Raw genomic sequence first — 26,001 nt, 5'->3', positions numbered from 1 at the left:
GTAGGGTGAGTTATGAATAACACAGAGCAACCCAATACCAGTAAACAAACAGGGTTAATTGCTTATTTTGCTAACAACTCTGTTGCTGCCAATTTGATGATGTTTTTTATCATTGTCATGGGGCTTATAAGCTATTTTACTATTCAGCGACAAATGTTCCCGAATATAGAAGTTAACTATATTACGGTGAATGCAAACTACCCTGGGGCGTCGCCACAGGAAATTGAAGAAAGCATCTTAATAAAAGTTGAAGAGTCGTTAAAAGATATTACCGAAATTAAAAAAGGGGTGTATCGCGCATTTCGTAATGGCGGTTCTGCCACCCTTGAAATTAACACCGACGCAGAACTTACCGACGTTCTCGATAAAGTAAAACTGCGAGTTGATGGTATTGCGACTTTTCCTGCGGGAATGGAACCAGTCACCATTAGCCAAATAGAGTTTCGCCAAGATGTAATTGGTATGACATTAGTTGCCGACTTACCGTTAAATGAGCTTAAGCCAATAGCGAACCAGGTTGAAGACGAACTACTGCAGTTATCGAATGTATCTTTAGTGGTAAACGATGTGCCATTGGATGAAATTGCCATAGAAATAGAGCCAGACACACTTCGCCAATATAATTTAACTTTATCGGATGTAGCAAATGCGGTGCGTCGCTATTCGGCTAATTTTTCAGCCGGACAACTAAAAACTGATGCTGGCGTTATTTCGGTTCGAGTAGAAAATCAGTTTTATTCTGGTGAAGAGTTTAGGCAAATTCCGGTAAAAATTGGCGCGAACGGTGCCAAAGTGTTGCTACAAGATATCGCTATTATCAAAGATCAGTTTGTTGAAGGTGAACGTTACTTTAAATTTAATGGCGAAAATGCGGTTTATTTATCGGTAAAAGCCACAGAAGATCAAAATATTATTCCGGTGGCTGATTCGGTTAAAGCGTATATTGATCAAAAAAATAAAGAACTGCCATTGGGTGTTCGTATAGAGCCATTAATGGACTTTACTTACTACCTAAATGCGCGTTTAGATATGATGAAAGCTAATTTGCTACAAGGTGCAATTTTAGTTGCTCTTATGCTTTCGTTATTTTTACGTTTTAAGCTTGCACTGTGGGTAATGATTGGTTTACCAGTGTGCTTTTTAGGTGCGATGATGCTGATGCCATTATTTGGTATCACGATTAATATTGTGTCTTTATTTGCCTTTATTATGGTGCTGGGGATTGTGGTGGACGATGCCATTGTCATAGGTGAAAGTGCCTACACCGAAATAGAAAAAAAGGCGGTGGTGTTGTTAATGTGGTTAATGGCGCCAAACGAGTGGCAACACCTGCTACCTTTGGTGTACTGACAACCATTGCAGTTTTTGCGCCATTTACGCTTTCAAGCGGGCCTGAAAGTTCCTTTTTTATAGGTATTTCAGTGGTGGTAATTTTATGCCTAATATTTAGCTTGATTGAATCTAAGCTGATATTACCGGCACACATTGCGCATACTCACTTTTCACCTATTAACCCTGATGGCTGGCGAGCGCGCTTTAATAAACGCTTCTTTGGTTTTGTAAATGGGCCGTATAGGCAGTTTATTGTTACTTGTATAAACTGGCGCTGGACGGTGCTATTTAGCTTTATTGCACTATTAGTTTTCACTTTTGCACTAATTTCGTCTAACCAGGTGAGAATGATCCCATCACCTAAAGTACCGCATGACTTCCCGCAAATTAATCTTGAGATGAACGATAACGTATCAGACGTTCAAACCATCAATGCTATTCGCCAAATAGAAGCTATGGTACTTGAGATAGATAAACAAACAGCGCGCGAAGAAGGGCAAAAGATGATTCGCGATGTATTGGTATTTAATCAAGGTCGTACAGAGGCGCAACTATTAACACCGTTGGTGGATGAAGATTTACGCCCTTATAATGCCTTTGAGCTTTCGCGCCGTTGGCGTGAAGCTATGCCAAATATTGCAGGTGTTAAATCGTTAACTATTCAGGATGATGTTAATGGTGGAGGCGGCGGTAGCGGCGAATTTGGTTATTTACTGTATGGCTCTGATATCGACACATTAAATGAAGCTGGGCGTCGCTTTATTGGATTACTGCAGCAACAAGAAGGCTTATTCGACATAAGCTCTACCATTGACCCTGCTAGCAAAGAAGTGCAAATGAGTTTAAAGCCAGTCGCCTTTGACTTGGGTTTAGATTTGGCCTCAATAGCTAATCAAGTCGGTGCGAGTTTTTATGGTGGCGAAGCACAACGTGTTATTCGCCGGGGTGAAGAAGTACGGGTGATGGTACGTTACCCTAAACTTACTCGCGAAGCGTTTTCATCACTTAAGCATGCGGTTATTACTACGCCACAAGGTAGGGAAGTGCTGTTAGGGGATGTGGTTGAGTTAACTGAAACCCCAGGTATTAGTTATATTCGTCGTGAAGGCGGCTATCGTACTGTTTATGTGTATGGCAATATTGATGAGGAAGTGATTGAACCTGGAGAAGTGGTTAAGCAAGTAAAAGAAAACCTACTGCCACAATTACTAGATGAATACCCAAGCGTTAAGTCAGAACTCGGTGGCGCAATTGAAGAACAACAAGCTCAAGCTAATGAGCAGTTACTATTTTTTGCTGGCGGTATGATTTTAGTTTACATATTACTTGCCGTGCCGCTAAAAAGTTACTCTCAGCCATTAATTGTAATGTCGGTTATTCCATTTAGTTTAACGGGCGCAATATGGGGGCATTTTTGGTTTGGCTTAGACATTAGCTTAATGTCGGGCTTTGGTTTAATTGCCGCGGCTGGGGTAGTTATTAATGACTCATTAGTAATGACTGATTTCATTAATCAGGCGCGTCGTGCTGGTATCAGCATAAAAGATTCGGTTATTGAAGCAGGCTGTGCACGCTTTAGACCCATACTACTTACCTCAATTACTACCTTTGCTGGCGTATTACCGATTATGTTTGAAACTAGTTTACAAGCTAAATTTGTAATACCGATGGCGGTAGCACTTGGTTTTGCTGTTATGTTTGCAACACTAATCACCCTTATTTTGGTGCCGTGTTTGTATATTATTTTAACTGATATTGGGGCGCTAATTAAACGCCCGTTTGCAAGTAAAAAAGTGAGTGTGAGTTAATACCACACATATCATGCAGTTGAATAAAAAAGCCAACCGTTAAATCGGTTGGCTTTTTTTATTCTTGCAAATTTAAACTTAAGTACTGCTTTTAAACTTTGATTACATTCTTTTGTTTGATTGTTGCAACATTGCGAATTACAATCATTCGATATTGGTTAACGCATATTAGCCTACGAGCTAGTTTGCCTGTTGTAAGCCATATGATATGGGCGACGTTTGATTCTTTAAGGTGTTGCAGTGTTTATACATTCATCATTAGCGTGTGGAGAATGGTTAACTATTGGTTGTCTTGGACTGGATCAGTATAGCCAGCTATTTGTTGGTGATACGGTTAGTGTGAGCTTTTACGATGAGCATGGCGAATTATCTCAGCTAGCTTTTGATTATGAAATACTCTCTCCAGAGCAGGGTGAACCCCATGCCTGGAGTTTACTGGTAGTTGAGCATATTAATATGCACATTCCGCTGGTGTGCGCTGGCAGAATGACAGAGCAAGGATTGGTTGTTGCGTATCGACATAACAAAATATTTGCACTTGAAAGTAGTGGTATTTGTAGCGCGGTGGTCCATTTTAATCGCGCTGAAAAAAATAAAAAATTAGTTGTTGTAAATAGCCTCGGATACGACGCAATTTATCCTCAAAATGGTGATATGTATAGTGCGGGCACCAAAGTACTACAGCCAAAAACTGGGCATATATACCAGTGTAAGGCATGGCCATTTAGCGAGTTTTGCCGTGTAGATAAGCATAAAACTATGTTTGAGCCTGGAGTTGGCGAAAGCTGGACTATGGCTTGGCAGCAAATACAGTAAATCAACTTCCCTTAGGTATAACGACAACAATAAAATGCACGTAGTTTTTTTAGTTATCGAATTTATACCGCTTTAGCCCACTCAACTATGAGTGGGCTTTTTTATTTTTATGATAAACTGGCCGCCATTGTTATTTTTTAAGCGGTTTTTTTGTGTCTTCTTTTGATTATTCTTTAAGCTTATTACCTAATTTTCCTATTGCTAAAAAGCAACCTCATGCGCTGACAACTCACGCAAAAACACGTAGTGATGATTATTATTGGATGCGCGATGATGAACGACAAAATGCCGAAATACTCGCGCATTTAGCACAAGAAAACGCCTATTGTGATGAGCAATTAACCCCTATAAAGCCATTACAAAGTACATTATTTGAGGAACTTAAAGGTCGCATTGTAAAAGACGACAATACTGTACCGGTAAAAGATGGTCAGTATTGGTATCACTCAGAGGTTCGCGGAGATGATGAATATGCACGCCATTATCGCAGCAGCAGTATGGTAATGGCTGATAAAGAGTTATTACTTGATGTGAATGAACTTGCCGACGATTATGAGTTTTATGAGCTAGGAGAAGTGGCGCTGAGCCCTAATGAGCAATTAATGGCATACTCTGAGGATACCGACGGCAGACGTATTTACACAATTCGATTTAAAGATTTAAACAATAATAAAATGCTCGACGATGTACTTGAAAATACCGAGGGGCAAGTGGTTTGGGCGAACGACAATCAAACCGTCTTTTATGTAAAAAAGGATTTAAAAACCTTATTGGGTTATCAAGTTTTTAGACACGAACTAGGGAGTGAGCAACACCAAGATGTGTTGGTATACGAAGAGCAAGACAGCAGCTTTTTTATGGGCTTAGGTAAAAGTCGTGATGAAAGCTTAATTATTATTGATTTAGCTAGCACAGAAACTAACGACATGTGGATACTTGATGCCAATCAGCCACAAGGTGAGTTTACTGCTTTAATACCGCGTGAAGAGGGTCATGAATTTGATATCGATAAGCTTGGTGATACTTTTTATATAGTGACTAACTGGCAGGCTAAAAACTTTAGATTAATGACCGCGACAAGCGATACAATTGCTGATAAAAGCCAGTGGCAAACACATACCCCTCATCGTGAAAATGTATTATTAGAAGGCGTTGAATTATTTAACGACTTTTTAGTGCTTAGCGAGCGCGAACAAGGCCAGGCACGTTTTGTTGTGGTTAATAAAAACGGCGAGCGAATGAGCCTTGAGTTTGATGATCCTTGCTATTACGCTGCTATTGCCATGAATCCAGAGCCAAGTGTAACTCATGCACGCATTTACTATTCGAGCTTAACAACCCCTGGCTCGCTTTATAATGTTGATTTAACCACCGGTGAAAAAACCTTACTTAAACAACAAAAAGTACTCGGTGATTTTAACCCGCAACTATACCAATCAGAGCGATTAATGGTCAGCGTTCGAGATGGGATAAAAGTACCGGTGTCGTTGGTTTATCGTAAAGATAGTTTTAAACAAGATGGTTCAAATCCGTTATTTCAATATGGCTATGGCGCGTATGGGATCACCATAGATCCAAGCTTTTCAAGTACATCACTGAGTTTACTCGACCGTGGCTTTGTCTACGCAATTGCGCATGTGCGTGGTAGCGAAATGCTCGGACGTTCATGGTACGAACACGGTAAAAAACAGCATAAACAAAATAGCTTTAATGACTTTATAGATATAACCAAAGCACTTACCGAACAAGGTTATGCAGATAAAAGTAAAGTATTTGCCTCGGGAGGCAGCGCGGGCGGTTTATTAATGGGAGCCGTAGCAAACCAAGCACCCGAACTCTACTGCGGTATGGGTTGCCATGTGCCATTTTTAGATGTGCTTACCACCATGTTAGATGAAAGCATACCGCTTACAACAAATGAATACGATGAATGGGGTAACCCAAACGACCCTCATTTTTACGACATTATTGAAGCCTATTCACCGTACGACAATATTAGTGCGCAGCACTACCCTAATATACTGGTGACAACCGGCTTGCATGACTCACAAGTACAGTATTGGGAACCAATGAAATGGGTGGCTAAAATGCGTGAATATAAAACCGATGATAATATTTTAGTGTTTAAAACCGACATGGATGCAGGGCATGGTGGGGCATCGGGTCGCTTTAAGAGCTTAGAAGAAAAAGCATTAGAAATGGCCTTTTTTATCGCTTTGTCATAGCCAGTATATGATTATCACAAAAAAGCCTCAGTAATAACTGAGGCTTTCTATTTTTTAAAATAACTTAATCTAGGTAGGCTTTTAACATCCACACTAGCTTTTCTTGTTCTTTAATGTAGTCACTCATTAATGACGCGGTACCTTCATCATCCGCTTCAGCGGCTTGTGCAAGAATATCGCGCTGCATTTTGATTAAGCTGCTGTATCCGGCTAGTAAGTTTTCTACTGCGGTAACGCCATCACTGATCCCTTTAGCTTCTTTAATTTTACTTACTTCTAAGTAATCTGAAAACGCATGCAGTGGCGCACCATCAAGCGTTAAAATACGTTCTGCTATTTCATCTACTTTTAATAGTAGTAAGTTATAAATTTCTTCAAACTTTAAATGTAATTCAAAAAAGTTTCGGCCTTTAATGTTCCAGTGAAAACCGCGGGCATTCATATATTGAATTTGATAGCTGCTTAAAAGCGTATTCAGTGACTTAATAATATCTTCACTTTTTGTACTGTTTAAACCAATTGCATTTACTTGCGACATACCTTGCTCCTCAAATAACCGTTTTTATGAATTTTTTAAATATTGTTCATTGAAATAAGTATTGCTCATAATCGTCTATGAATAAAATCGTTTATACATATTGATGCCATAGCTAAAAGCTATCAGCGTATCTGTGGTTTTATAAATAAATTAACTAACGCTGTTCAATAGATATGGGTTGTGTTTATAGAAATACTACCATGAGCAGAAAATTTAGTGCTTTGCTGAGTATAAAATATGATCTAAAACAAGCTTTTGACAGGCGCAGCGCAGACTTATTTTATTTATTGATTTAGGTCAAAAAACGCGCACAAGTAAAGCGCATAATCAATATAACCCAACTTGATAGAGAGTACTTTATTAAGTTAAGGGGCTACTTGATTAGATGCGGAGAGAAATAATGGAAGCTAAAACACGTAAAGAGAACAAAGCTGAACTCATCGTTATTGGTATTGCTTTGGTCGCGTTTGTTGTTGGATTAGTTGCGCACTTAGCGGGTGCGAGTTTTGCAAACTCTGATACATTTGGTTATATCGCTGCACCCATGCCGCTGGTGTTGGGTATTATATTTTTGATCAGCTATAAAGTGGCCGCTGCAGCCGAGGACTAAATGTCCTCGTTCAAGCGCTCAAGAATATAATTAACGACTTGGCGAGAGTAAATCATACTGGTATGGCTTAAGTGAAACACTTTGTGTTCAGCCATACCTTTAAGTTTGGTTTCATCTAGCAGTACGGTACCATCAGAGCGGCTGCCTTTTACAATGAGTGGCATTAAACCAATCGGTAAGTCGCCGGCAATACTGTATAGCTTGGCTTTAAAAGGCCAATCACCATTCTTAGACAGTAAAAATTCAACACTATTTTTTAATAATAGTTCGAACCCTTTTTGCTGCATTTTTTCAGCAATATGGCTGCCAGTATGTGGCGTCCCTAAGGTGATCACCTTTTCAACATGATGACTTGGCGCTGAGTTTGCTTCTAAATAGGCGCGGGCAATTAAGCCCCCCATAGAGTGGCAGACTAAAGCAGAAGGCTCATCGCTAATAAACTCATCTATTTGCGTAAAAATAGCATCTCGATTAGGGTCACGAGTATTGTAGGTTAGGTTTAAAACTTTAACCCCCGACTCTTCCAAACGTGAACATAACGGGCGCATAACCAAGCCAGACATATACAAGCCATGTAAAACAATAACGCGTTTAACTTTCATACGCCCCCTAATAGTAGCTAATTACATTAATTGCTGAGGTTTTATCTCAATGTTAGTGGTGTCGGTATTAACCCAAACTTCACCATCTTGAATGGTAATAGCCAATTTAATATTACGATCAACCAACGCAGCTAATAATTGAGTAGCAGCATAATCAAGGCTAAAAATGCTTAGGTTTTTAAACTCGTACAATTTAGGCTGATGCTTTTGCCACCAAATAGCTTGGTTATTCTCGCCATAGGTATATAAAACTACTTTTTTAGCTTTATTACAGGCTTTTTTAAGGCGCTTTTCATCTGGTAACCCCAGCTCAATCCACAGCTCTATTTCTTCGCTGTAATTGACATGCCAAAGCTCCGGCTCATCATCAGCACATAAACCTTTAGTAAACTCTAATCCATCACAGCTATTAAGTGCAAACGCTAGTAAGCGGATCATCAAACGCTGCTCAGTTTCTGAAGGGTGTTGTGCCAAAGTTAAATTAAAGTCTTGGTATACGTGACGGTCCATATCGCTAAGCGATAGTTGCGCTTTAATAATGGTAGATTTGAGAGCCATAATATCTAATCTGAAAAAATTTGCGCCAGTATAGCGCAATTAAATGAATTGCCAGTTAAAATAGCTACAAATTATATGTTAGGAGTTAAAAATGGCTATCCAGTGGTTCCCTGGGCACATGAATAAAGCCCGAAATGAAATTAAAGAAATAATGCCACAAATGGATGTGATCATTGAAGTGCTAGATGCGCGCATTCCTTACAGTAGCGAAAACCCGATGGTGGCTACCCTGCGTGAAGGTAAGCCGGTCATCAAAATTTTGAATAAAGCGGATTTAGCTGACCCTAAAATGACCCAAGCGTGGAAAGACTATTTTGAGCAAGAAAATGGCGTAAAAGCGATTGCGTTTGGTAACGATAAAGCGGCTGAAGTGCATCGAATTAATGAGCTGTGTAAAAAATTAGTCCCCCACAAAGTCGGTGCTGATAAGCAAATTAAAGCCATGATCATGGGTATTCCAAACGTAGGTAAATCTACACTCATTAATGTGCTTGCTGGGCGTATAGTGGCAAAAACAGGTAATGAGCCTGCGGTAACTAAAGCACAGCAACGTATTAAACTTGAAGATGGCATTATGCTTTACGATACGCCAGGGATGCTGTGGCCAAAAGTAGAAAACGAAAACTCAGGTTATCGCTTAGGCGCAACCGGCGCGATACGTGATACCGCTATTGAGTACGAAGAAGTGGCAAGTTACACCGCTGAGTATTTATTACATGCCTATCCAGAGCTTTTAAAAGCACGTTATAAATTAGATGAGCTACCAGAAAGTGATTGGGAGTTTGTTGAAATGGCGGGTAAAAAACGCGGCTGTATTCGCGGTGGTAACCAAATCGATACGTATAAAATGTCAGAAATTCTAATTAATGAATTACGAGATGGCATTATTGGCCGTATCACCATGGAAACACCTACCATGCGTGAAGAGGAAGAAATAATGGTGGCTGGATTGCGCGCTGCTGCAGAGGCTAAAAAGCAAGCCAAAGAAGAAGAGAAAAAACAACGCCGAGCACGTGCACGAAAAAACCGCCGTTAATTTTTAAAGCGTAGGTTAAAGCCTTACGCATTAAATTACAGACATAAAAAAAGCCCGTAAGGGCTTTTTTAGTTTCATATCTACCGTCACCGATATGAGCAATGTAGCAAGTAAATGAGTAGGGCGGAAACAGGTCATAAACAGCAAGGGGCGTTTTGGTTTATAACAGGTTTCCATAGCTGTTAGCGTGCGCCACACGTTTGTTTCAGGGTCGAGAAACAAATGAATTTTTCAGTCACAAGAAGCAATGTACTCCCTCTTGTTGATAGTGATTATCAGTTAGATTTGAGTAGCTGTCAACACCGTAATACAAATAATTCTCATTAACTTTGGGCTGGTTGTATATTAAATTACAGGCATAAAAAAAGCCCGTAAGGGCTTTTTAGTTTCATATCAACCGTCACCGATATGAGCAATGTAGCAAGTAAGTAATAGACGATTATCTGCAATCAATATCAAGGGGCGTTGTGATTAATAACAGATAATCTTAGCTTTAACGTGAGCCACACGTTGTTTCAGGGTCGAGAAACAAATGAACTTTACCGTCACAAGAAGCAATGTACTTCCCTCTTGTTGAGATTGATTATCAGTTAGATTTAAATAACTGTCAATACCTAAATGCAAATAATTCTTATTTTAACTTTTTGTTCATTTATAGCACTAAAGTAAGGGCTGTAAAGCGGATTTCATGTTGCAGAGAAAATACTTCTTTATGGCTACTATTAAATAAGCTGAAGCGAAGCTACTGGGCAAAAGTAGCCTGCCACTAACCGGTGTTGCCTGTATCAATAAAGTAATAACGGATCTGGCTTTGTTAGAATACGCACCAGGGATGAGTGTTGAAGAAATTAAAGCCAAAACAGCAGGTAATTTAGTTATTAGCAACAAGATTAAAACCATGAGTTTTGAGTGATTTTACTAATAAAATACATATGGCAAAAAAGCTGTATTTGCTTCATACCATCACTTGATTGCACTTTTAATGTTCAACAATAACGCTGATAAAGGCTTAAGTCGTTTAAATACGGTTTATAACAAGCCCCTTTTAAGTCCATCTCTTACCTCGAAATATCTTTAAAGCAAGTTTTTTATAAATTGATTGCATTTTAAGCGACTTCTATGGTGATGTTCGCTTTAAGTAATGCTATACTCCCGCCGAATAATTTATCGACTTTATTAAGAGTAAAATTAATGGCAGATTTATCGAAGTACAGAAACATTGGTATTTTCGCGCACGTTGATGCGGGTAAAACCACAACTACTGAGCGTATCCTAAAGCTTACAGGTACTATCCACAAAACAGGTGAGGTTCATGATGGTGAATCGACTACCGATTTCATGGATCAAGAAGCTGAGCGCGGTATTACTATCCAGTCTGCGGCAGTAAGCTGTTTCTGGAAAGATCACCGCTTTAACGTTATCGATACTCCTGGACACGTTGACTTCACAGTTGAAGTTTACCGTTCACTTAAAGTATTAGATGGCGGTGTGGGTGTATTCTGTGGTTCTGGTGGTGTTGAACCACAATCAGAAACTAACTGGCGTTACGCGAATGAGTCAGGTGTTGCACGTATTATCTTCGTAAACAAATTAGACCGTATGGGTGCTGATTTTTACCGTGTAACAGCGCAAGTACAAAAAGTACTTGGTGCTACTCCACTTATCATGACTTTACCAATCGGTATTGAAGATGATTTTGTTGGTGTTGTTGATGTTTTAAACAAGCAAGCATACGTATGGGATGACACTGGTCTTCCAGAAAACTACGAAATCACAGACGTTCCTGCAGACATGGTAGAAAAAACTGAAGAATACCATGAGATGCTTATCGAAACTGCTGTAGAGCAAGACGATGACCTAATGGAAGCGTACATGGAAGGTGAAGTACCTTCAGTTGAAGATATCAAGCGTTGTATCCGTAAAGGTACTCGTGACCTTGCTTTCTTCCCAACGTTCTGTGGTTCTGCATTCAAAAACAAAGGTATGCAATTAGTACTTGATGCTGTTGTTGATTACTTACCTGCACCTACAGAAGTTGATCCTCAACCTCTTATGGATGAAGAAGGTAACGAAAACGGCGAGCATGCAATTGTATCTGCAGACGAACCTTTCAAAGCGCTTGCATTCAAAATCATGGATGACCGTTTTGGCGCATTAACTTTCGTACGTATCTACTCTGGTAAGCTTAACAAGGGTGACACAATCCTTAATGCGTTTACTGGTAAAACTGAGCGTGTTGGCCGTATGGTTGAGATGCAAGCAGACGAGCGTAAAGAGCTTACTTCAGCACAAGCGGGCGATATCATCGCTATCGTTGGTATGAAGAACGTGCAAACTGGTCACACTCTATGTGATCCTAAGCACCCAGTAACTCTAGAGCCAATGGTTTTCCCAACTCCAGTAATCTCGATTGCTGTACAGCCTAAAGATAAAGGCGGTAATGAGAAAATGGGTGTTGCTATCGGTAAAATGGTTGCAGAAGATCCATCTTTCCAAGTTGAGACTGATGAAGATTCAGGCGAAACTATCCTTAAAGGTATGGGTGAGCTTCACTTAGATATCAAAGTAGATATCCTTAAGCGTACTTACGGCGTAGACCTTATCGTTGGTCAGCCTCAGGTTGCTTACCGTGAAACTATCACTCGTGAAATCGAAGATAGCTACACGCATAAGAAACAATCTGGTGGTTCTGGTCAGTTCGGTAAAATCGATTACCGCATCAAGCCAGGCGAAGTGGGTTCAGGTTTCGCGTTCACTTCATCAGTTGTTGGTGGTAACGTACCTAAAGAATTCTGGCCTGCAGTTGAGAAAGGCTTTAAGTCAATGATGGGTGAAGGTGTTCTAGCTGGCTTCCCAGTACTTGACGTTGAAGTTGAGCTTTTCGACGGTGGCTTCCACGCCGTGGATTCATCTGCAATTGCTTTCGAAATCGCTGCTAAAGGCGCTTTCCGTCAGTCTATCCCTAAAGCGGGTGCACAACTTCTTGAGCCAATCATGAAAGTTGACGTGTTCACACCTGAAGATCACGTTGGTGACGTAATCGGTGACCTTAACCGTCGTCGTGGTATGTTAAGCAATCAAGAAGCTGGTTTAACAGGCGTTCGTATCAAAGCTGACGTACCGTTATCAGAAATGTTCGGTTACATCGGTTCACTACGTACAATGACATCTGGTCGTGGTCAGTTCTCTATGGAGTTCTCACACTACGCTGCATGTCCACAAAACGTAGCTGACACTGTAATCGCTGCAGAAAAAGAGAAAAATGCTGCTAAGTAATTAGCACTTTAACTCTTTGAAAAACCCGCACGTGTTGCGGGTTTTTTATTGTCTGAAGTTTGCAAGCAGGTGAATGCTATCAATACCAACCCGCTATAAGACTTAATCATTTTGAGGAGATAAACCAGAGGCTAGCTGCGTTAAAGTTTTCTCAACAAAAATAATTAAAAACGAAATCTTTGCTTTGTTATCGACACAATTTCCCTGTTCTTAATATAACTCACTTAATTAAGTGAATGGGTATAAGTGTTGTTGCTGTTTATAAAAAAAGCCGCTAGTGCGGCTTTTTTATATTAATATCACATTGCTATTAATCTACGTACTTGGTTGCTTTATAAGTGAGCTTAACATTACCAAAAGGAATGGCGCCGTTTACACGCACTCGCCACTTACCTTCTTGTGGATTGGTAAAAGAGCAGCTTTCACTATTACCGAGGCTAATTGAAGCACAATCTTTTCTGAAAAGCGTTGGGTTTCTTTTGTGGCGTACAAATAAGTTTGCATCACCCCAGCCACCTTCAAGGCTAACGGTTAACTCGTCGTAACCTTGCGGGATTTCAAAGCTGTAGCTTTTCCACCAAAACCAGCCACCTATATTATTAATTTCGCCAATAATGACTTCAGGCTCAGGCTCTGGTGGTGCGATCACGGTTGAGCGAATATCGACAATAACAGGGTCATGATCTGATGCTCTATAAGGACCTTGAGCATAGAGGCTAGATTGCTGAGCGTCAGATTTAAATTCAACATTATAATCAAGTGAAATAGGTTCATCGGCGTTGATATGCCAATCATTGGCGCTCACTACTTTACTTAATAAGCTCGGGCTTGCTAGAGCGTGATCTAGACTTCCTGCACGACCAGAAAAGCTGTAAGAATAACCCAAGGTGTTGCCATCTAGCTCAGCGACCACATTTTTAAGGCCTTTATCAGCAAATGCACGGATAGGATCTTCCATTGCATACGCGTTCATGTCGCCAACAAGAATGATATCTTCATCATCAACCCCTGTTGGTTTACTATTTAACCAATCAGCAAATGCATTTGCGCCAGCAGTTCTGATTTCATTCCAACATGCTTGACCGTCACCTTGATCAGCATTGCCACCCGTTGCGCTTCTACAACCACCTTTAGATTTTAGATGGGCAACCGCAACAGTAAAGACTTCTTCTGTCTCTAAAGATTTAAAGCTTTGTGCAATAGGAGCACGGTTACTGTAATCGAAAGGCGCGTCGGTAGTAATTGCTGCAGTACCCACTTGCTGCACTTTATCAGCACGGTAAATAAGTGCAGTAGTGATAGCGTCGGTGCCTATTTTATCAACACCAAAGTCTACAAATGCATATTGATTTTGACTATCAGCGTCATTAAGTGCATTTACTAAACTAGCAACAGCACTAAATTCGCCAAAACCGTCATTTTCAATTTCCATTAAGCCAATCACATCTGCTTGCATAGCACTGATAGCGCTAACTAGCTTGGCTTGTTGACGAATTAACTCGGCTTCTGAATCAGCACCACGGCTAGTTGGGAAACCGCCACCTTGGCCATCGCCATTAAAGTAGTTAAGTACGTTAAAGCTGGCAACACGCAAATCAGCGTCAGGGTTTAACTCTGGTGCATCGGTGCGTGGATTGGTTGCTATAAACTGAGGTGTTGTTGTTGGGTGAATACGGTAAGTACTAAAGCTGTAAGCTAACGCACCTGTTACAGAATTTACTGTATCGCCTGTGCGTAAAGTATTCTCTGCTGATAACCCTGGGACAGGATAAGCGATAGGATCGCGGTTTTGACGAGTTGAGCCATCATCTAAGAGTATTTTTTTATTTAGATTTTGTGCTTCAACCGCATTCGCAGCCGCGCCAGGAAGTGCAACTTGAGTACCTTGGTATAAGCGTTCAGTGGCAAGTTCTAGTTCTCCATAGCGACCTAAACCATAATTGTTAGTAACAATAAGCGGCTGCTCTAAGGTAACCAGCATACCTTCAAACGCTTCTAATTCACTTGGTTCGGTGACGGGCAGAGTGATTTTAGTTGGGTAAGCTGAAAGGCCGGTATCACAAATAGCAACTTGGCTAACATTGCCAATTTGGGTGGCATCAAAATACTCTTCAACAGTACCTTGTACGCGAACGTGGTCACCCACATTAACATCCGTAGTGGCAAAGTAAACAAATACCCCTTCAGAGGTAAGTGGGTTTGCATCTTCATCGCTATTAAGTGAATTTACAAAAAAGCCTTTGAGCTGATCATCTGCTTGGAAATCAGCCGTCACAACGCCTTCAAACTCAACCACAGTGTTAACTAGTGGACTGCTTGTGCTTTCGCTTTGAATGCTGCTAATTAATGTTTTCTCAGCGCCACATAATAAAGGCTCTTCAGGTTCTGGATCTGGTTCAGGATCTGGATTAGGTGAAGAATTTCCTGCAAATATGCCTAAATCACTAAAGTCATCTTGCTCAAATTGCAGCCATTGCTCGCTTGGGTTGAAACTATCATCGGCGTCAGTGCGCCCATTTAATTCAGTTTCTTTGCGGCGCAATGTTTTATTTTGTGTTTTCACGCCCCCTTCTGACCAAAATGAACCAGGGTCTACACCGCGCTGGCCAAAGCTATCAATAACGGTCGAACCTTGAGTAAGTACCAGTGCATCGTCGCCATTAAAGTTAGTCACGGCGCTGAGTTGGTCAGCTTTTTCTTTTAGTTCTGCTGATGCATTACCATTAACAATCACGTAGGTGCTGTTTGCAGCAAGTTCGCCAGTTAAATCGAATGTATTATTTGCATCTGTATTGCCATTTGAATAGAGGCTAAGGGTATGGCCATCTAATGACAGAGGGGTTGTCGAATTGTTAAATAGTTCTATTGCTTTATTATAGCTACTGCCTTCTACGTACTCAGATATAACGAGGTTAGCGGTAGCGGGTGCACTTAGGCTTGCTAATACAAGCGCCAAAGGCGTTATTTTTGTTTTTAACATTATTATTTTTCCCGTGTTTTTGTTTCCCCAAATGGGACGCCTAGTGTAATGAAAAATGATTACAAATAGAATACAGAATGTTAACAATCTTGGTTTTTGTTATTTTTGAGGTTGAATGTATATATGGGTGTTTGGTTTTAGGTAAGGCAGAGCTTATGTAGTGTGATTCCTTCCCATAAATAGGGGGCGCTGTAAAAATGCCAAATATGTGCTGCCATTAAACATAAAAAAGGGCAATAAAGCCCTTTTATATCAATATGTCGTTATTATTTATTTAAATAGCGAGCAGCTTGCTTAGCAAAGTAAGTCAGAATGCCGTCTGCGCCAGCGCGTTTAAATGCTAATAAAGACTCCATTATGGTTGCTTCTTCGCTTAGCCAGCCGTTATCAATAGCGGCTTTATGCATCGCATATTCGCCACTTACTTGATAAGCGAATGTCGGCACACCAAACTCATCTTTAACACGGCGAACAATATCAAGGTATGGCATACCAGGTTTAACCATTACCATGTCAGCGCCTTCTTGAAGATCAAGTGCCACTTCGCGAATTGCTTCATCGGAGTTGGCAGGATCCATTTGGTATGTTTTTTTATCAGCGCCTTTTAAGTTACCCGCAGAACCGACAGCATCTCTAAATGGGCCATAGTAGCTTGATGCATACTTTGCAGAATAGGCCATAATGCGGGTGTGAATAAAGCCATCGGCTTCAAGAGCTTCACGAATTGCACCAATACGGCCATCCATCATGTCTGATGGGGCAACAACATCTGCGCCAGCCTCTGCATGTGATAGCGCCTGCTTAACTAAAATTTCGGTAGTGACGTCGTTAATCACATAGCCTGCATCATCAATGATGCCGTCTTGACCATGCACTGTAAATGGGTCAAGTGCAACATCGGTGATCACGCCAAGCTCTGGGAAGGTTTCTTTTAATGCGCGTACTGTTCTTTGAGCTAAGCCATCATCGTTATAAGCTTCTTCAGCGAGTAGAGACTTTTTATCTGCAGGGGTAACAGGAAAAATAGCGAGCGCAGGGACTCCTAAATCTACCAGTTCTTTAGCTTCTTCTAGCAGTAAATCAATTGATAAACGTTCAATACCGGGCATTGATTCAATGCTTTCACGGCGGTTTTTACCTTCAAGCACAAACACAGGATAAATAAGATCATTAACACTCAGCTGATTTTCAGCCATAAGGCGACGAGAGAAATCGTTACGGCGCATTCTACGCATGCGAGTATATGGGAAAAGGTCTAGTCCAGATTGGGCCATAAGTATACGCTCCTACTGTGGGGGTGAAAAATTAACCACTTGATTGCGGCCATGTTGTTTTGCTAAATAGAGTGCCTTATCGGCATAATCAGTAAATAGTTCAGGGTTATGAATGTCATCGGCAATTTGAGTATAAACACCGGCACTAATGGTAAAGTCGATAATTGTACCTGCTACATTTACAGTATTATTTGCTATTGCTAGGCGTGTTTGCTCTGCAATGATCAGTGCGCCTGGATTATCTGTGTTAGGTAGTAAAATGACAAATTCTTCACCACCATAACGCGCTACTTCGTCAAGTGGGCGCTTAAGCTGTTGTTTAATGGTATCAGACACCGCCCTGATAACTTGATCGCCGGTTAAGTGGCCATAGTTATCGTTAATTGATTTAAATTTGTCGATATCTAACATGATAATACTCAATGGCGTTTGTTCACGGCGTGAACGACGAATTTCCATAAGTAACTTTTTATCAAAAAAGCGTCTATTTTTAATGCCAGTCAGCGCATCTTCCATATTGAGTTGTTCAAGTTCATGATTTTTATCTTCAAGCTCTCTAAGTGTAACTTGTAATTCAAAGGTGCGTTCATCTACTTGGCTTTCAAGCTCTTGGCGGGTGCGCTCTTGTAATTCGATCCGCTCATTTAATAGCGCATCTTGTGCGGCGCTTTGTGCAATCAATGCTTGCTGTGCTGTTACTTGCTCATCGCGTTGCAATATAAACAATTTTATGACGGTATAGCTTAGACAAAATGAGCAACCTAAAGACGCTGCAAAGGTAAGCATTAAACTCGCTCTTGTAACAGTGTAAAAGCCTGTTAACGCAATGGAAAAATGAATAACCACAATTAAAAAGAAGCCAAGCGCCATTAAGAGAGATTTATTGGGGCTAGTGGGGTTTTTACGTAGATAAAATAACGTTGTGACAACATGATAACTTAAAATTACAGGGATGCTTAAAATAGCAAATAAAGCTACGCTGGGAGTAGGAAGCAACCAAATAAGTACAATAATTAATGCGTACAGTGCGGTAATTATTGTTTGTCCTTTTACTAAATTAGACTCAATAGCGGTGCAAACATGGCGTTGTAAAGGAAGAAACGATATCGTGATCAGCATCAGCAAAATAGGCAGCATTAACTGTTGTAGGTCTGCTATGCTTGAGGGTGCATAACGAAATCCAAATCCGCCTAAGTAAGCTAAAAAGAAGCCGAGCATCAACGTAATTAAACCAGCATAAGCAAAATAATGTTTACGTGAAAAAGCAAATAAAACCAGACTACTCACCGCTAAAGAAAAAATAAAGCCAATTAGTAATCCATAAAGTAAATTCACCATACTTTTATAAGCTAGTAACGAGTCTTGCTGCCACAGTGTTAATGGTACGCGCAGCCCGATACCTGAATCATTATTAACTTTAAGGTACACCGTAGTTTCACTGTTAGCGGGAAGAGTTAACTTGACTAGTAAAGACTCACTCTTGATTGCTCTTTGCGAAAGCGCAAGCGTATCACCAATATGAGTTGATGTGAGTAGTTTATCACCCATAAAGTGAGCAAGGTAAGCATCATTCAAAAGAGGGTTGTCTAGTGACAGTAAGGGCGTTAGCGGCTGCGATAACTGATTTTTAATTTTAAATTGAATCCACACAGGCCGAGACTCGAGGCCTAAATTAAGTGGCTTATTATTAAGTAGCAGCCATTCTTGTAAATTACTTTGTCGTGCATCTTCTAATGAGGTAGGAGCAAACGAATAATGAATATCTTCTATTTTTTTTGAATTAAATTCGCTATTTATCTCGATTGCACTTGCAGGAAAACAGGATGCATAAAACACCATAATGAATACCAGCAAAGCGCAAAAGGTTCGCATTATTTTTTCTCTAATCCAAATAAGCGGTTAAAGTTGTCGCTCGTATGTTTTGCCACTTCACAAGCAGAAACACCATAAAGCTGAGCAAGTGTATCACACACATAATGCAGCAATGCTGGCTCATTTCGTCTTGATTTAGGCTTAGGTTTAACAGTGCGAGGGATTAAAAAGGGTGCATCGGTTTCAATTAATAAACGCTCAATGGGAATGCTAGGGATCAGTTGTTGTAATTCTTTGCCGCGTCGTTCGTCACATACCCAGCCGGTAATACCAATATAAAGACCTAACTTTAAGTAACTTGCAAGTGCTTGTGCATCACCAGTAAAACAGTGCAACACACCGCGAACAGTAAACTCATTTAAAATAGCAAGCATGTCGTCACTGGCATCACGTTCGTGTAAGTAAACCGGCAGATTTAGCTTTTCAGCTAATGCGAGTTGACGACGAAACACAGCACGTTGTATATCTCTTGGAGAAAAGTCACGATTGTAATCTAGTCCGCATTCACCAATGGCAATAACTTGCTCATTTTGTGCGAGCTTAGTGAGCTGTTGTTCAAGTTCAGAGGTTGCTGTTTTTGCATCATGAGGGTGAATACCAGCGCTAGCATATTGACCATAGCGTGCAGCAAGTATAAATGACTCCTCACTTGAGCTTATATCGCAGCCAATAATTAGCATATGCTTAACGCCGACCTCTTTTGCCCGCGCGAGCACCTCTTGATGCTGACCATCAAATTGATGATTAGTTAAATTTACGCCAGCATCAATTAACGTGTATTGCATTACTGAGTACGTTTTACACGAATTGAGCGGTTTTGATCTGCTTTTTTAAGTAAAAAAGAGTTGAATACGCCACGGCTAATAGTAACAGTGTCACCTTTGTCTAGACTTAATCTATCTGAACCAATTTGACGCCATTGCTGATTATTTTCTAAGGTAATAATTAGCTCACCATAAGGGGCTTTTTTAACATTAGCTATTGTTGATGAAATTGTTTCTTCAGTATTCTTAGTAATGTTTTTATGCTCTAAACCAAACTCTTTTGCCTTGGTAGCCACAGGTGCTGTTGCGACAGCCGTGTCAGCTTTTACATTAGCTTTAACAGATTGTTGTGGTTGTTTATGCGCTGGTTGAGTGAGTGATTTTCCCGCGATAGTGTTGTCGTAACATAGTAAACGATTAAAATCGTTTTCAATAAAACTACAGGCTTGTAACGCTTGCTCATTAATAGGAGTTGCGGCTAAAACCGGTACACTTGCTAAAGCGAGTAAAGAAAGTAAATGCTTATTCATATTATTCCTCAGATTCTTGTTGTGGTTTTGCGGTATAAAATTTAGCTAAAATTAAGCCAAGCTCAAATAAAAGCAGCATAGGCAATGCTAATAGGGTTTGTGATAGCACATCGGGTGGCGTTAAAAACATCGCCACAACAAATACACCGACCACTATATAAGGGCGTTTCTCTTTTAGACTTTGTGTGGTTGTTGCACCACTCCAACAAAGCAACATAATCGCAACTGGGATTTCAAATGCAATACCAAAAGCAAAAAATAGCTTAAGTACAAAGCCTAAATAGCTACTGATATCCGGTGCTAGGGTCATCATTTGAGGACCTGCACTGGTGAAAAAACCTAAAATAATTGGCAGTACTACAAAGTAGCAAAAAGCTATGCCACCATAGAATAAGAAAATACTGGAAGCTAATATGGGCATGAGCATTTTCTTTTCGTGCTGATATAAACCGGGGGCTATAAATCCCCAAATTTGATGTAAAATCCAAGGGATCGCAGCAAATAAGGCAACAAACAACGTAAGTTTAAAGGGGGCAAAAAATGGCGCGGTGACATCCGTTGCTATCATAGTGGCAGTACTAGGTAAATGAGCGACTAAAGGAGCCGCCACAAACGTATAAATATCGTTTGCAAAGTAAACCAAACCAATAAATATCACTAAAATACTTAATAGTGATTTTATCAGCCGGTCACGTAATTCGATTAAATGAGCGACAAATCCTGACTTTACTTCTTCAGTCATTGTTTTCTATACCCTGCATTAAGCGCATGAAAAAAGAGAGTGCCATAATTACTTAGAGTCATCTGTTGATTGGTTATTAGTGGCTTGGCTTTGATCTTTTTTATAGCTGTGAGTAACTGATTGCGCTGCTTGTTGCAGCTCAGAAACAGAGTTTTGTAGGTCAGGGCTTAAATCTTTAAGACCTTGTTGCTCTGCTTTTTTTAGGTTTTCATGTAACTCGTTTACACGCAGCTCTTCACTTACTTCCGCTTTTACTGAGTTAGCCATTGCTTTGGCTGTTTTTACCCAGCGGCTTACGGTTCTAATAGCAACAGGTAAGCGTTCTGGTCCAAGTACCACCAAGCCGACAATAAATACCACAACAAGCTCCCACATTCCCATGCTGGTTAAACCTTGTTGCTGTCTTTAGTTTTGTCAGTTGTATTTATATCGGCAGGTTTTGACTCTGCTGAATTTTGTATCTGTTCCGCTTTATCTTCGCTGGCTTGTTTCTCAGTATTTTGGTCATCAGACATGGCTTTTTTAAAGCCTTTTACTGCGCCACCTAAATCACCACCCATACCGCGTAGTTTCTTCGTACCGAATAAAAGTACAATGATTGCAAGTACAATTAATAATTGCCAAATACTAATACCACCAAAACCCATGGTTTTCTCCTGCTTTTAAGCCATAAAATAATAAGGTTAAGTGCTGATTATACGCCCAAAGCGGCAAATAGCACTTAGTTTATGCGCGGCGCCATGCCGCTATAAAGCCAATAACAGCACAACTTAAGACAACGCCAGCAGCGATTAAGTTGTGTTGTAAATAAAATAAAGCTGAGACAATCATCGCTGCACTACTAAACAACCCTAAAACCAATGGTTTATGTGAAACTTTAACTGCAGGTACGTGAGAGTGTGGTGCTCGCTTTAAATTTTGATAAATTAAATCGGGTAGTTCAGGCATTTTTTCTGCCCAAAACGGTAAGTTTGCATACATTTGCTTTAGCACAGACAGCGGACCAACTTGTTGTTTAACCCAGTCTTCTAAAAATGGCTTTGCTGTTTTCCATAAATCCAGTTGTGGATATAGCTGGCGACCTAAGCCCTCAACATATAGCAAAGTTTTTTGTAGTAATACGAGCTGTGGTTGAACCTGCATATTAAAACGACGTGCGGTATTAAATAAGTTAACCAATACATGACCAAATGATATTTCAGCCAGTGGTTTATTAAAAATAGGTTCGCAAACGGTGCGAATAGCAAATTCAAACTCTTCAATGCTGGTATCAGGTGGTACCCAGCCTGAATCAACATGTAGCTGTGCTACCTGACGGTAGTCGCGGTTAAAAAAGGCAATGAAATTTTCAGCTAAATAGCGTTTGTCTTCTTTATTGAGTGTTCCCACAATACCGCAATCAATACCAATATATTTAGGGTTGTGCGGGTGTTCGCGGGAGACAAAAATATTGCCTGGATGCATATCCGCATGAAAAAAACTGTCGCGAAACACTTGAGTAAAAAATACTTCTACTCCGCGCTCTGCTAATAGCTTCATATTGGTGTTTTGTGCCATCAATGCTTCAGTATCTGACACCGGAATACCGTAAATACGTTCCATAACCAGAACATTACTGCGGCTATAGTCACTGTATACTGCAGGGATATAAAGTGATTCTGAACCTTCAAAGTTACGCTTTAATTGAATACCATTAGCGCCCTCACGCATTAAATCAAGTTCATCGAGTAATGTTTTTTTATACTCTTTAACCACTTCTACAGGGCGTAAGCGTTTGGCTTCGTTAATTAACTTACCAACAACCTTAGCTAATTTTTCCATTAGTGCTAAGTCGGCATTTATTTGCTGTTCAATATTAGGACGTATAACTTTAATAACAACATCTTGCGGTTCACCTTGAGGATCAACAAGGGTAGCTGTATGCACCTGAGCAATTGAAGCCGATGCCAGAGGTGTTTGTGAAAAGTCGCTAAATAGCTGGCTAATATTATCTATTTCTAATGCTGTTTCGATGATTTTCTGTGCCAATTCACCTTCAAACGGTTCTACCTGATCTTGTAAAAAGGCTAACTCCAATGCGATATCATGAGGTAATAAGTCGCGTCGAGTTGAGAGCATTTGGCCAAACTTTATCCACACAGGGCCAAGTTGTTGCAGAGCTAAGCGAAGTCTTAAGCCTGGGGGTTTATCTTTGTGTTGATTGCGTAACCAAAACAAGCTGCCACGTGTGATTTTAGCAAACCAGGGTACTTTGTGTTTAGGTATAAGCTCATCAAGTCCGAAGCTAAGCAGGGTTTTAGTTATATAATACAGTCGGGCAGTTGACACAAAAAATCCTTAGCGCGTTAAAGGGCTTTAATTAGGGCGTTAATACGTTGCTCAATGGCGGCAACTTGGCCTTTTAGTGCTCTATTTTGTTGTTTAAATTGCTCAAGCTCTAATGGGTGAATAGTGATTGCCAGCTCATCTTGGCATACACTAATAAAAGTACTGTCGAGCTGAGACTTTGCTTTTTTACCTTGCTGCTTAAGTGACTGCAAATGTAAATAAAGTTGTTGTGCAGGCGCGTCGCCAATATGTTTTGCTAATTGCTCTGGCCAATCAATGTCTACACTTGAAAAGGCTGAACTATAGCTTTGGGCTATGTTTAAATCACCTTGTAAATCAAGCTTATCTTGGCGAATAAGTTGAGTCAGCATGGCCGGGTTTTTCAGTGCTAATAACGTATCTATATTGGCACTGATCATACAGTCTGCGTCAGCATGTTCGAATGCAGTGTAAAGATGTAGCTGCTGATTGGCATAAGTAATGGCTATTTTTTGCTGCCAGTCTCTAAACTCAACCAATAAACGCTGATGCTCTACTACATTTAGTTTATCGAGTAAGCTCGGGTCAAGTTTAAGCGCTTGATTTAATACTTGTTCAATGAGCGAAAGTACAAAGCTCGGTAGCATAAAAAAACTACCTGCAGCCGGTTGCTCTTTACTGTGTTCTTCAAGCGCCATAAATTACTAACCTTAGTATTTAAATCCACGATGCAGGGCAACAATGCCACCAGTTAGATTTTGATAAGTAGCTTGCTCAAATCCTGCTTCCACCATCATCGCCTTAAGGGTTTCTTGATCTGGATGCATACGAATTGACTCTGCTAAGTATTGGTACGACTCGCTGTCGTTAGCAACGAGTTTACCCATAGTAGGTAAAATGTTGAAAGAGTAAAAATCATACGCCTTGCTGAGAAGCTCTTGCTCTGGTTTTGAAAACTCAAGAATCAGTAAACGGCCCCCTGGTTTTAAAATACGGTACATAGAGCGCAATGCTTTATTTTGATCCGTCACGTTACGTAAGCCAAAGGCAATCGTAATTAAATCAAAACTATTATCAGGAAATGGTAAGGCTTCGGCATTCATTTGTACGTAATCAATGTTACCGACAAGGCCTAAGTTATGCAGCTTTTCACGGCCTACTTTTAACATTGAAGAGTTTATATCACCTAAAACAACCTGACCGCTATCGCCAACAAGTTGGCTAAACTTTGCGGTTAAATCGCCAGTACCACCGGCTAAGTCTAATACATGATGACCTTTACGGATGCCTGAACTAGCAATTGTTTGACGTTTCCATAAACGGTGAATACCAAAAGACATGAGATCATTCATAACATCGTACTTTGTCGCAACAGAATGAAATACATCAGCAACCATAGAAGCTTTTTCGGTTTCGGCAACAGTTTTATAGCCAAAATGCGTGGTCTTTTCAGGGTTCTCGTTCATGATTAATCTCTATCGTGGTAATAGAGACTAGTGTACTTGATTGTGCACCAAGGGTGCAATTTGAATATGATTTATCAGCTAATTTATTGTGTGAACAGTGTGCTTTGCTATTGAGATGCACGTGATTTAAACGCCGCGTTTGAGGCACTTTTAACTAGTTGGTTAAAGTCGCCTTGTTGTTCCGTAATCCCTAATGAGAGAGAAATGGGAGGGAGTTTTAAATCGCTTTTTGAACTGATAAAACGTAGCTTTTCGACCCCAGCTATTACTTTCTCTGCAATCAATTTAGCTGTTTCGGGCTCAATGTTAGCAAGTAGAACGATAAATTGGTCTTTTGCAGAGCGCCCGGCTAAGCCACTTTGCGAAACATACTTTTGAACTTGCTTAGCTACTTTATTTAAAATCACTTCGCCAATTGCATCACCAAAGTTATTAATAAAATGCTCTAAATTATCAATTTGAATGGCAATTGCTGAAATTGACTTGTCTTGTTTTAGCCATAATTGTGTTTGCTTAGTTAAATAATGGCGTTTGTATAAGCCTGTTTGCGGATCAATGACATGTTGTTTGCGCAAGGTATTGAGTTGTTTTTTAGTTGTTTCGTGTAGTTTTTTTGCCTGACTTAGTTCTTGTTTAAATTGCGCTTGTTGCGAGAACAGTAACTGCGTTTGCTCATTAAGTCTTTCTAAGGCGATGCGGCTATTAGCAATATTATTTTCATCTAAAGAATGTAAGCAGTCATTAACATGACCTGCGAAATCGTTAAGTTTTTTTTCGGTTTGCTGTGCATTTCGCGATAGTGAGTTGATCACGCCATTGACGTTTTCAATCATTGCTACTTCGGTTTTATGACCCTGATTTAAATATTCAAAATAGAGTTGCTCAATAAATAGCTCATCAATATTTTGTTGGGCATCTATGGCATCATCAATAGCATTGTTAAGCGCAAAATGGATTTTACTAATGTATGTATACACAACTTGAAAATTTAAGGGGGTAGGAGGCAAAACATGATGCTCTAAAAACATACATACTTTTGTCATTTTTTCTTGTGCTATAGCCATGGAATCATGGAACATCATTTGCAATTACCAACCAAATACGCATAAATGCTGATTTATAAAACTCGTCCAATGAGGCAATTTGCTTCCAAGCACAGATACAATAATCATTATATCTGTTATTTAAAAGTAAAATGAGTCGTAGTTGGCTAAAATGGCGCTATAATTTCAATAACCGTTGTTTTTTTGAGCAATTACTCTAAT

General features: G+C 40.1%; 20 protein-coding genes and 2 pseudogenes. 7 read left to right on the top strand and 15 right to left on the bottom strand.

Translation table 11 applies throughout. From position 1 onward, the window contains the following. Positions 1–12 precede the first annotated feature (12 nt). The 3 genes and pseudogenes from AC0L7Q_RS15350 to AC0L7Q_RS15340 all read left to right on the top strand — a co-directional run bounded on the left by AC0L7Q_RS15350 (position 13) and on the right by AC0L7Q_RS15340 (position 6,181). Positions 13–3,140, top strand: a pseudogene (locus tag AC0L7Q_RS15350) (efflux RND transporter permease subunit). 240 nt (positions 3,141–3,380) lie between these two features. Next, on the top strand, positions 3,381–3,956 hold the full coding sequence (locus AC0L7Q_RS15345; RefSeq protein WP_138608655.1) for a chitin-binding protein: 576 nt from the start codon (positions 3,381–3,383) through the stop codon (positions 3,954–3,956). A gap of 152 nt (positions 3,957–4,108) precedes the next feature. After that, on the top strand, positions 4,109–6,181 hold the full coding sequence (locus tag AC0L7Q_RS15340) for a S9 family peptidase (RefSeq protein WP_413400973.1): 2,073 nt from the start codon (positions 4,109–4,111) through the stop codon (positions 6,179–6,181). A 64-nt stretch (positions 6,182–6,245) separates the two neighbouring features. On the opposite strand, the gene AC0L7Q_RS15335 is transcribed toward AC0L7Q_RS15340, so the two are convergent. Then, positions 6,246–6,719, bottom strand: a complete 474-nt coding sequence (locus AC0L7Q_RS15335) for a Dps family protein (RefSeq protein ID WP_368485154.1) — start codon at positions 6,717–6,719, stop codon at positions 6,246–6,248. Positions 6,720–7,119: 400 nt separating this feature from the next. Between AC0L7Q_RS15335 and AC0L7Q_RS15330 the strand changes: the two genes are divergently transcribed. Next, positions 7,120–7,329: a hypothetical protein gene (locus AC0L7Q_RS15330; protein WP_008112863.1), complete on the top strand. Its 210-nt coding sequence runs from the start codon at positions 7,120–7,122 to the stop codon at positions 7,327–7,329. Here the strand turns inward: AC0L7Q_RS15330 and AC0L7Q_RS15325 are convergent. Then, positions 7,326–7,931: a PGAP1-like alpha/beta domain-containing protein gene (locus AC0L7Q_RS15325; RefSeq protein WP_413400972.1), complete on the bottom strand. Its 606-nt coding sequence runs from the start codon at positions 7,929–7,931 to the stop codon at positions 7,326–7,328. The two genes, AC0L7Q_RS15330 and AC0L7Q_RS15325, sit on opposite strands and share 4 nt — an antisense overlap. Positions 7,932–7,952: 21 nt before the next feature. Further along, positions 7,953–8,489 carry a YaeQ family protein gene (locus AC0L7Q_RS15320; protein ID WP_008112865.1) on the bottom strand — a complete coding sequence of 179 codons (537 nt, stop codon included), beginning with the start codon at positions 8,487–8,489 and terminating at the stop codon, positions 7,953–7,955. A gap of 91 nt (positions 8,490–8,580) precedes the next feature. Between AC0L7Q_RS15320 and ylqF the strand changes: the two genes are divergently transcribed. From ylqF to fusA, 3 genes and pseudogenes are all read left to right on the top strand, one after another. Beyond that, a complete protein-coding gene (gene ylqF / locus AC0L7Q_RS15315) occupies positions 8,581–9,525 on the top strand; it encodes a ribosome biogenesis GTPase YlqF (RefSeq protein WP_413400971.1) in 945 nt (314 codons plus the stop codon). A 733-nt stretch (positions 9,526–10,258) separates the two neighbouring features. After that, positions 10,259–10,438, top strand: a pseudogene (locus tag AC0L7Q_RS15310) (succinyl-CoA--3-ketoacid-CoA transferase); the annotation flags it as partial. A 278-nt stretch (positions 10,439–10,716) separates the two neighbouring features. Next, entirely contained in the window at positions 10,717–12,801 is a 2,085-nt protein-coding gene (gene fusA / locus AC0L7Q_RS15305; protein ID WP_138609530.1) for an elongation factor G, read from the top strand. A gap of 310 nt (positions 12,802–13,111) precedes the next feature. Here the strand turns inward: fusA and AC0L7Q_RS15300 are convergent, their stop codons facing one another. The 12 genes from AC0L7Q_RS15300 to AC0L7Q_RS15245 all read right to left on the bottom strand — a co-directional run bounded on the left by AC0L7Q_RS15300 (position 13,112) and on the right by AC0L7Q_RS15245 (position 25,800). Further along, positions 13,112–15,781 (bottom strand): ExeM/NucH family extracellular endonuclease, encoded by a 2,670-nt coding sequence (locus AC0L7Q_RS15300; protein ID WP_413400970.1) that lies wholly within the window; start codon positions 15,779–15,781, stop codon positions 13,112–13,114. Positions 15,782–16,047: 266 nt separating this feature from the next. Further along, complete coding sequence (gene hemB, locus AC0L7Q_RS15295; protein ID WP_413400969.1) at positions 16,048–17,055, bottom strand: porphobilinogen synthase; 1,008 nt, start codon at positions 17,053–17,055, stop codon at positions 16,048–16,050. 12 nt (positions 17,056–17,067) lie between these two features. Then, positions 17,068–18,927, bottom strand: coding sequence for a sensor domain-containing diguanylate cyclase (locus tag AC0L7Q_RS15290; protein ID WP_409424188.1), 1,860 nt, complete (start codon positions 18,925–18,927; stop codon positions 17,068–17,070). Continuing rightward, a complete protein-coding gene (locus AC0L7Q_RS15285) occupies positions 18,927–19,712 on the bottom strand; it encodes a TatD family hydrolase (RefSeq protein WP_409424187.1) in 786 nt (261 codons plus the stop codon). Before AC0L7Q_RS15285 ends, AC0L7Q_RS15290 begins: the two co-directional genes overlap by 1 nt. Next, the gene (locus AC0L7Q_RS15280) at positions 19,712–20,221 is read right to left on the bottom strand and encodes a hypothetical protein (protein WP_409424186.1); all 510 of its coding nucleotides are present in this window, start codon (positions 20,219–20,221) and stop codon (positions 19,712–19,714) included. The genes AC0L7Q_RS15285 and AC0L7Q_RS15280 overlap by 1 nt, the downstream gene beginning before the upstream one ends. 1 nt (position 20,222) lies before the next feature. Beyond that, complete coding sequence (gene tatC / locus AC0L7Q_RS15275) at positions 20,223–20,963, bottom strand: twin-arginine translocase subunit TatC (RefSeq protein ID WP_008108549.1); 741 nt, start codon at positions 20,961–20,963, stop codon at positions 20,223–20,225. A 48-nt stretch (positions 20,964–21,011) separates the two neighbouring features. Continuing rightward, positions 21,012–21,344, bottom strand: coding sequence for a Sec-independent protein translocase protein TatB (gene tatB / locus AC0L7Q_RS15270; RefSeq protein ID WP_178956769.1), 333 nt, complete (start codon positions 21,342–21,344; stop codon positions 21,012–21,014). Positions 21,345–21,349: 5 nt separating this feature from the next. Continuing rightward, complete coding sequence (gene tatA, locus AC0L7Q_RS15265) at positions 21,350–21,610, bottom strand: Sec-independent protein translocase subunit TatA (RefSeq protein WP_198522170.1); 261 nt, start codon at positions 21,608–21,610, stop codon at positions 21,350–21,352. Positions 21,611–21,689: 79 nt separating this feature from the next. Continuing rightward, on the bottom strand, positions 21,690–23,291 hold the full coding sequence (gene ubiB / locus AC0L7Q_RS15260; protein ID WP_413400968.1) for a ubiquinone biosynthesis regulatory protein kinase UbiB: 1,602 nt from the start codon (positions 23,289–23,291) through the stop codon (positions 21,690–21,692). A 17-nt stretch (positions 23,292–23,308) separates the two neighbouring features. Next, entirely contained in the window at positions 23,309–23,968 is a 660-nt protein-coding gene (locus AC0L7Q_RS15255) for a ubiquinone biosynthesis accessory factor UbiJ (RefSeq protein ID WP_413400967.1), read from the bottom strand. 12 nt (positions 23,969–23,980) lie between these two features. Continuing rightward, positions 23,981–24,736: a bifunctional demethylmenaquinone methyltransferase/2-methoxy-6-polyprenyl-1,4-benzoquinol methylase UbiE gene (ubiE, locus tag AC0L7Q_RS15250; RefSeq protein ID WP_413400966.1), complete on the bottom strand. Its 756-nt coding sequence runs from the start codon at positions 24,734–24,736 to the stop codon at positions 23,981–23,983. 107 nt (positions 24,737–24,843) lie between these two features. After that, complete coding sequence (locus tag AC0L7Q_RS15245; protein WP_198522173.1) at positions 24,844–25,800, bottom strand: diguanylate cyclase domain-containing protein; 957 nt, start codon at positions 25,798–25,800, stop codon at positions 24,844–24,846. Between the last annotated feature and the right edge of the window lie 201 nt (positions 25,801–26,001).

The sequence above is a fragment of the Pseudoalteromonas sp. KJ63-1 genome (assembly GCF_055808145.1).
Note: the sequence above shows the minus strand (reverse complement) of the source record. Positions and strands in the feature narration are given on the sequence as shown.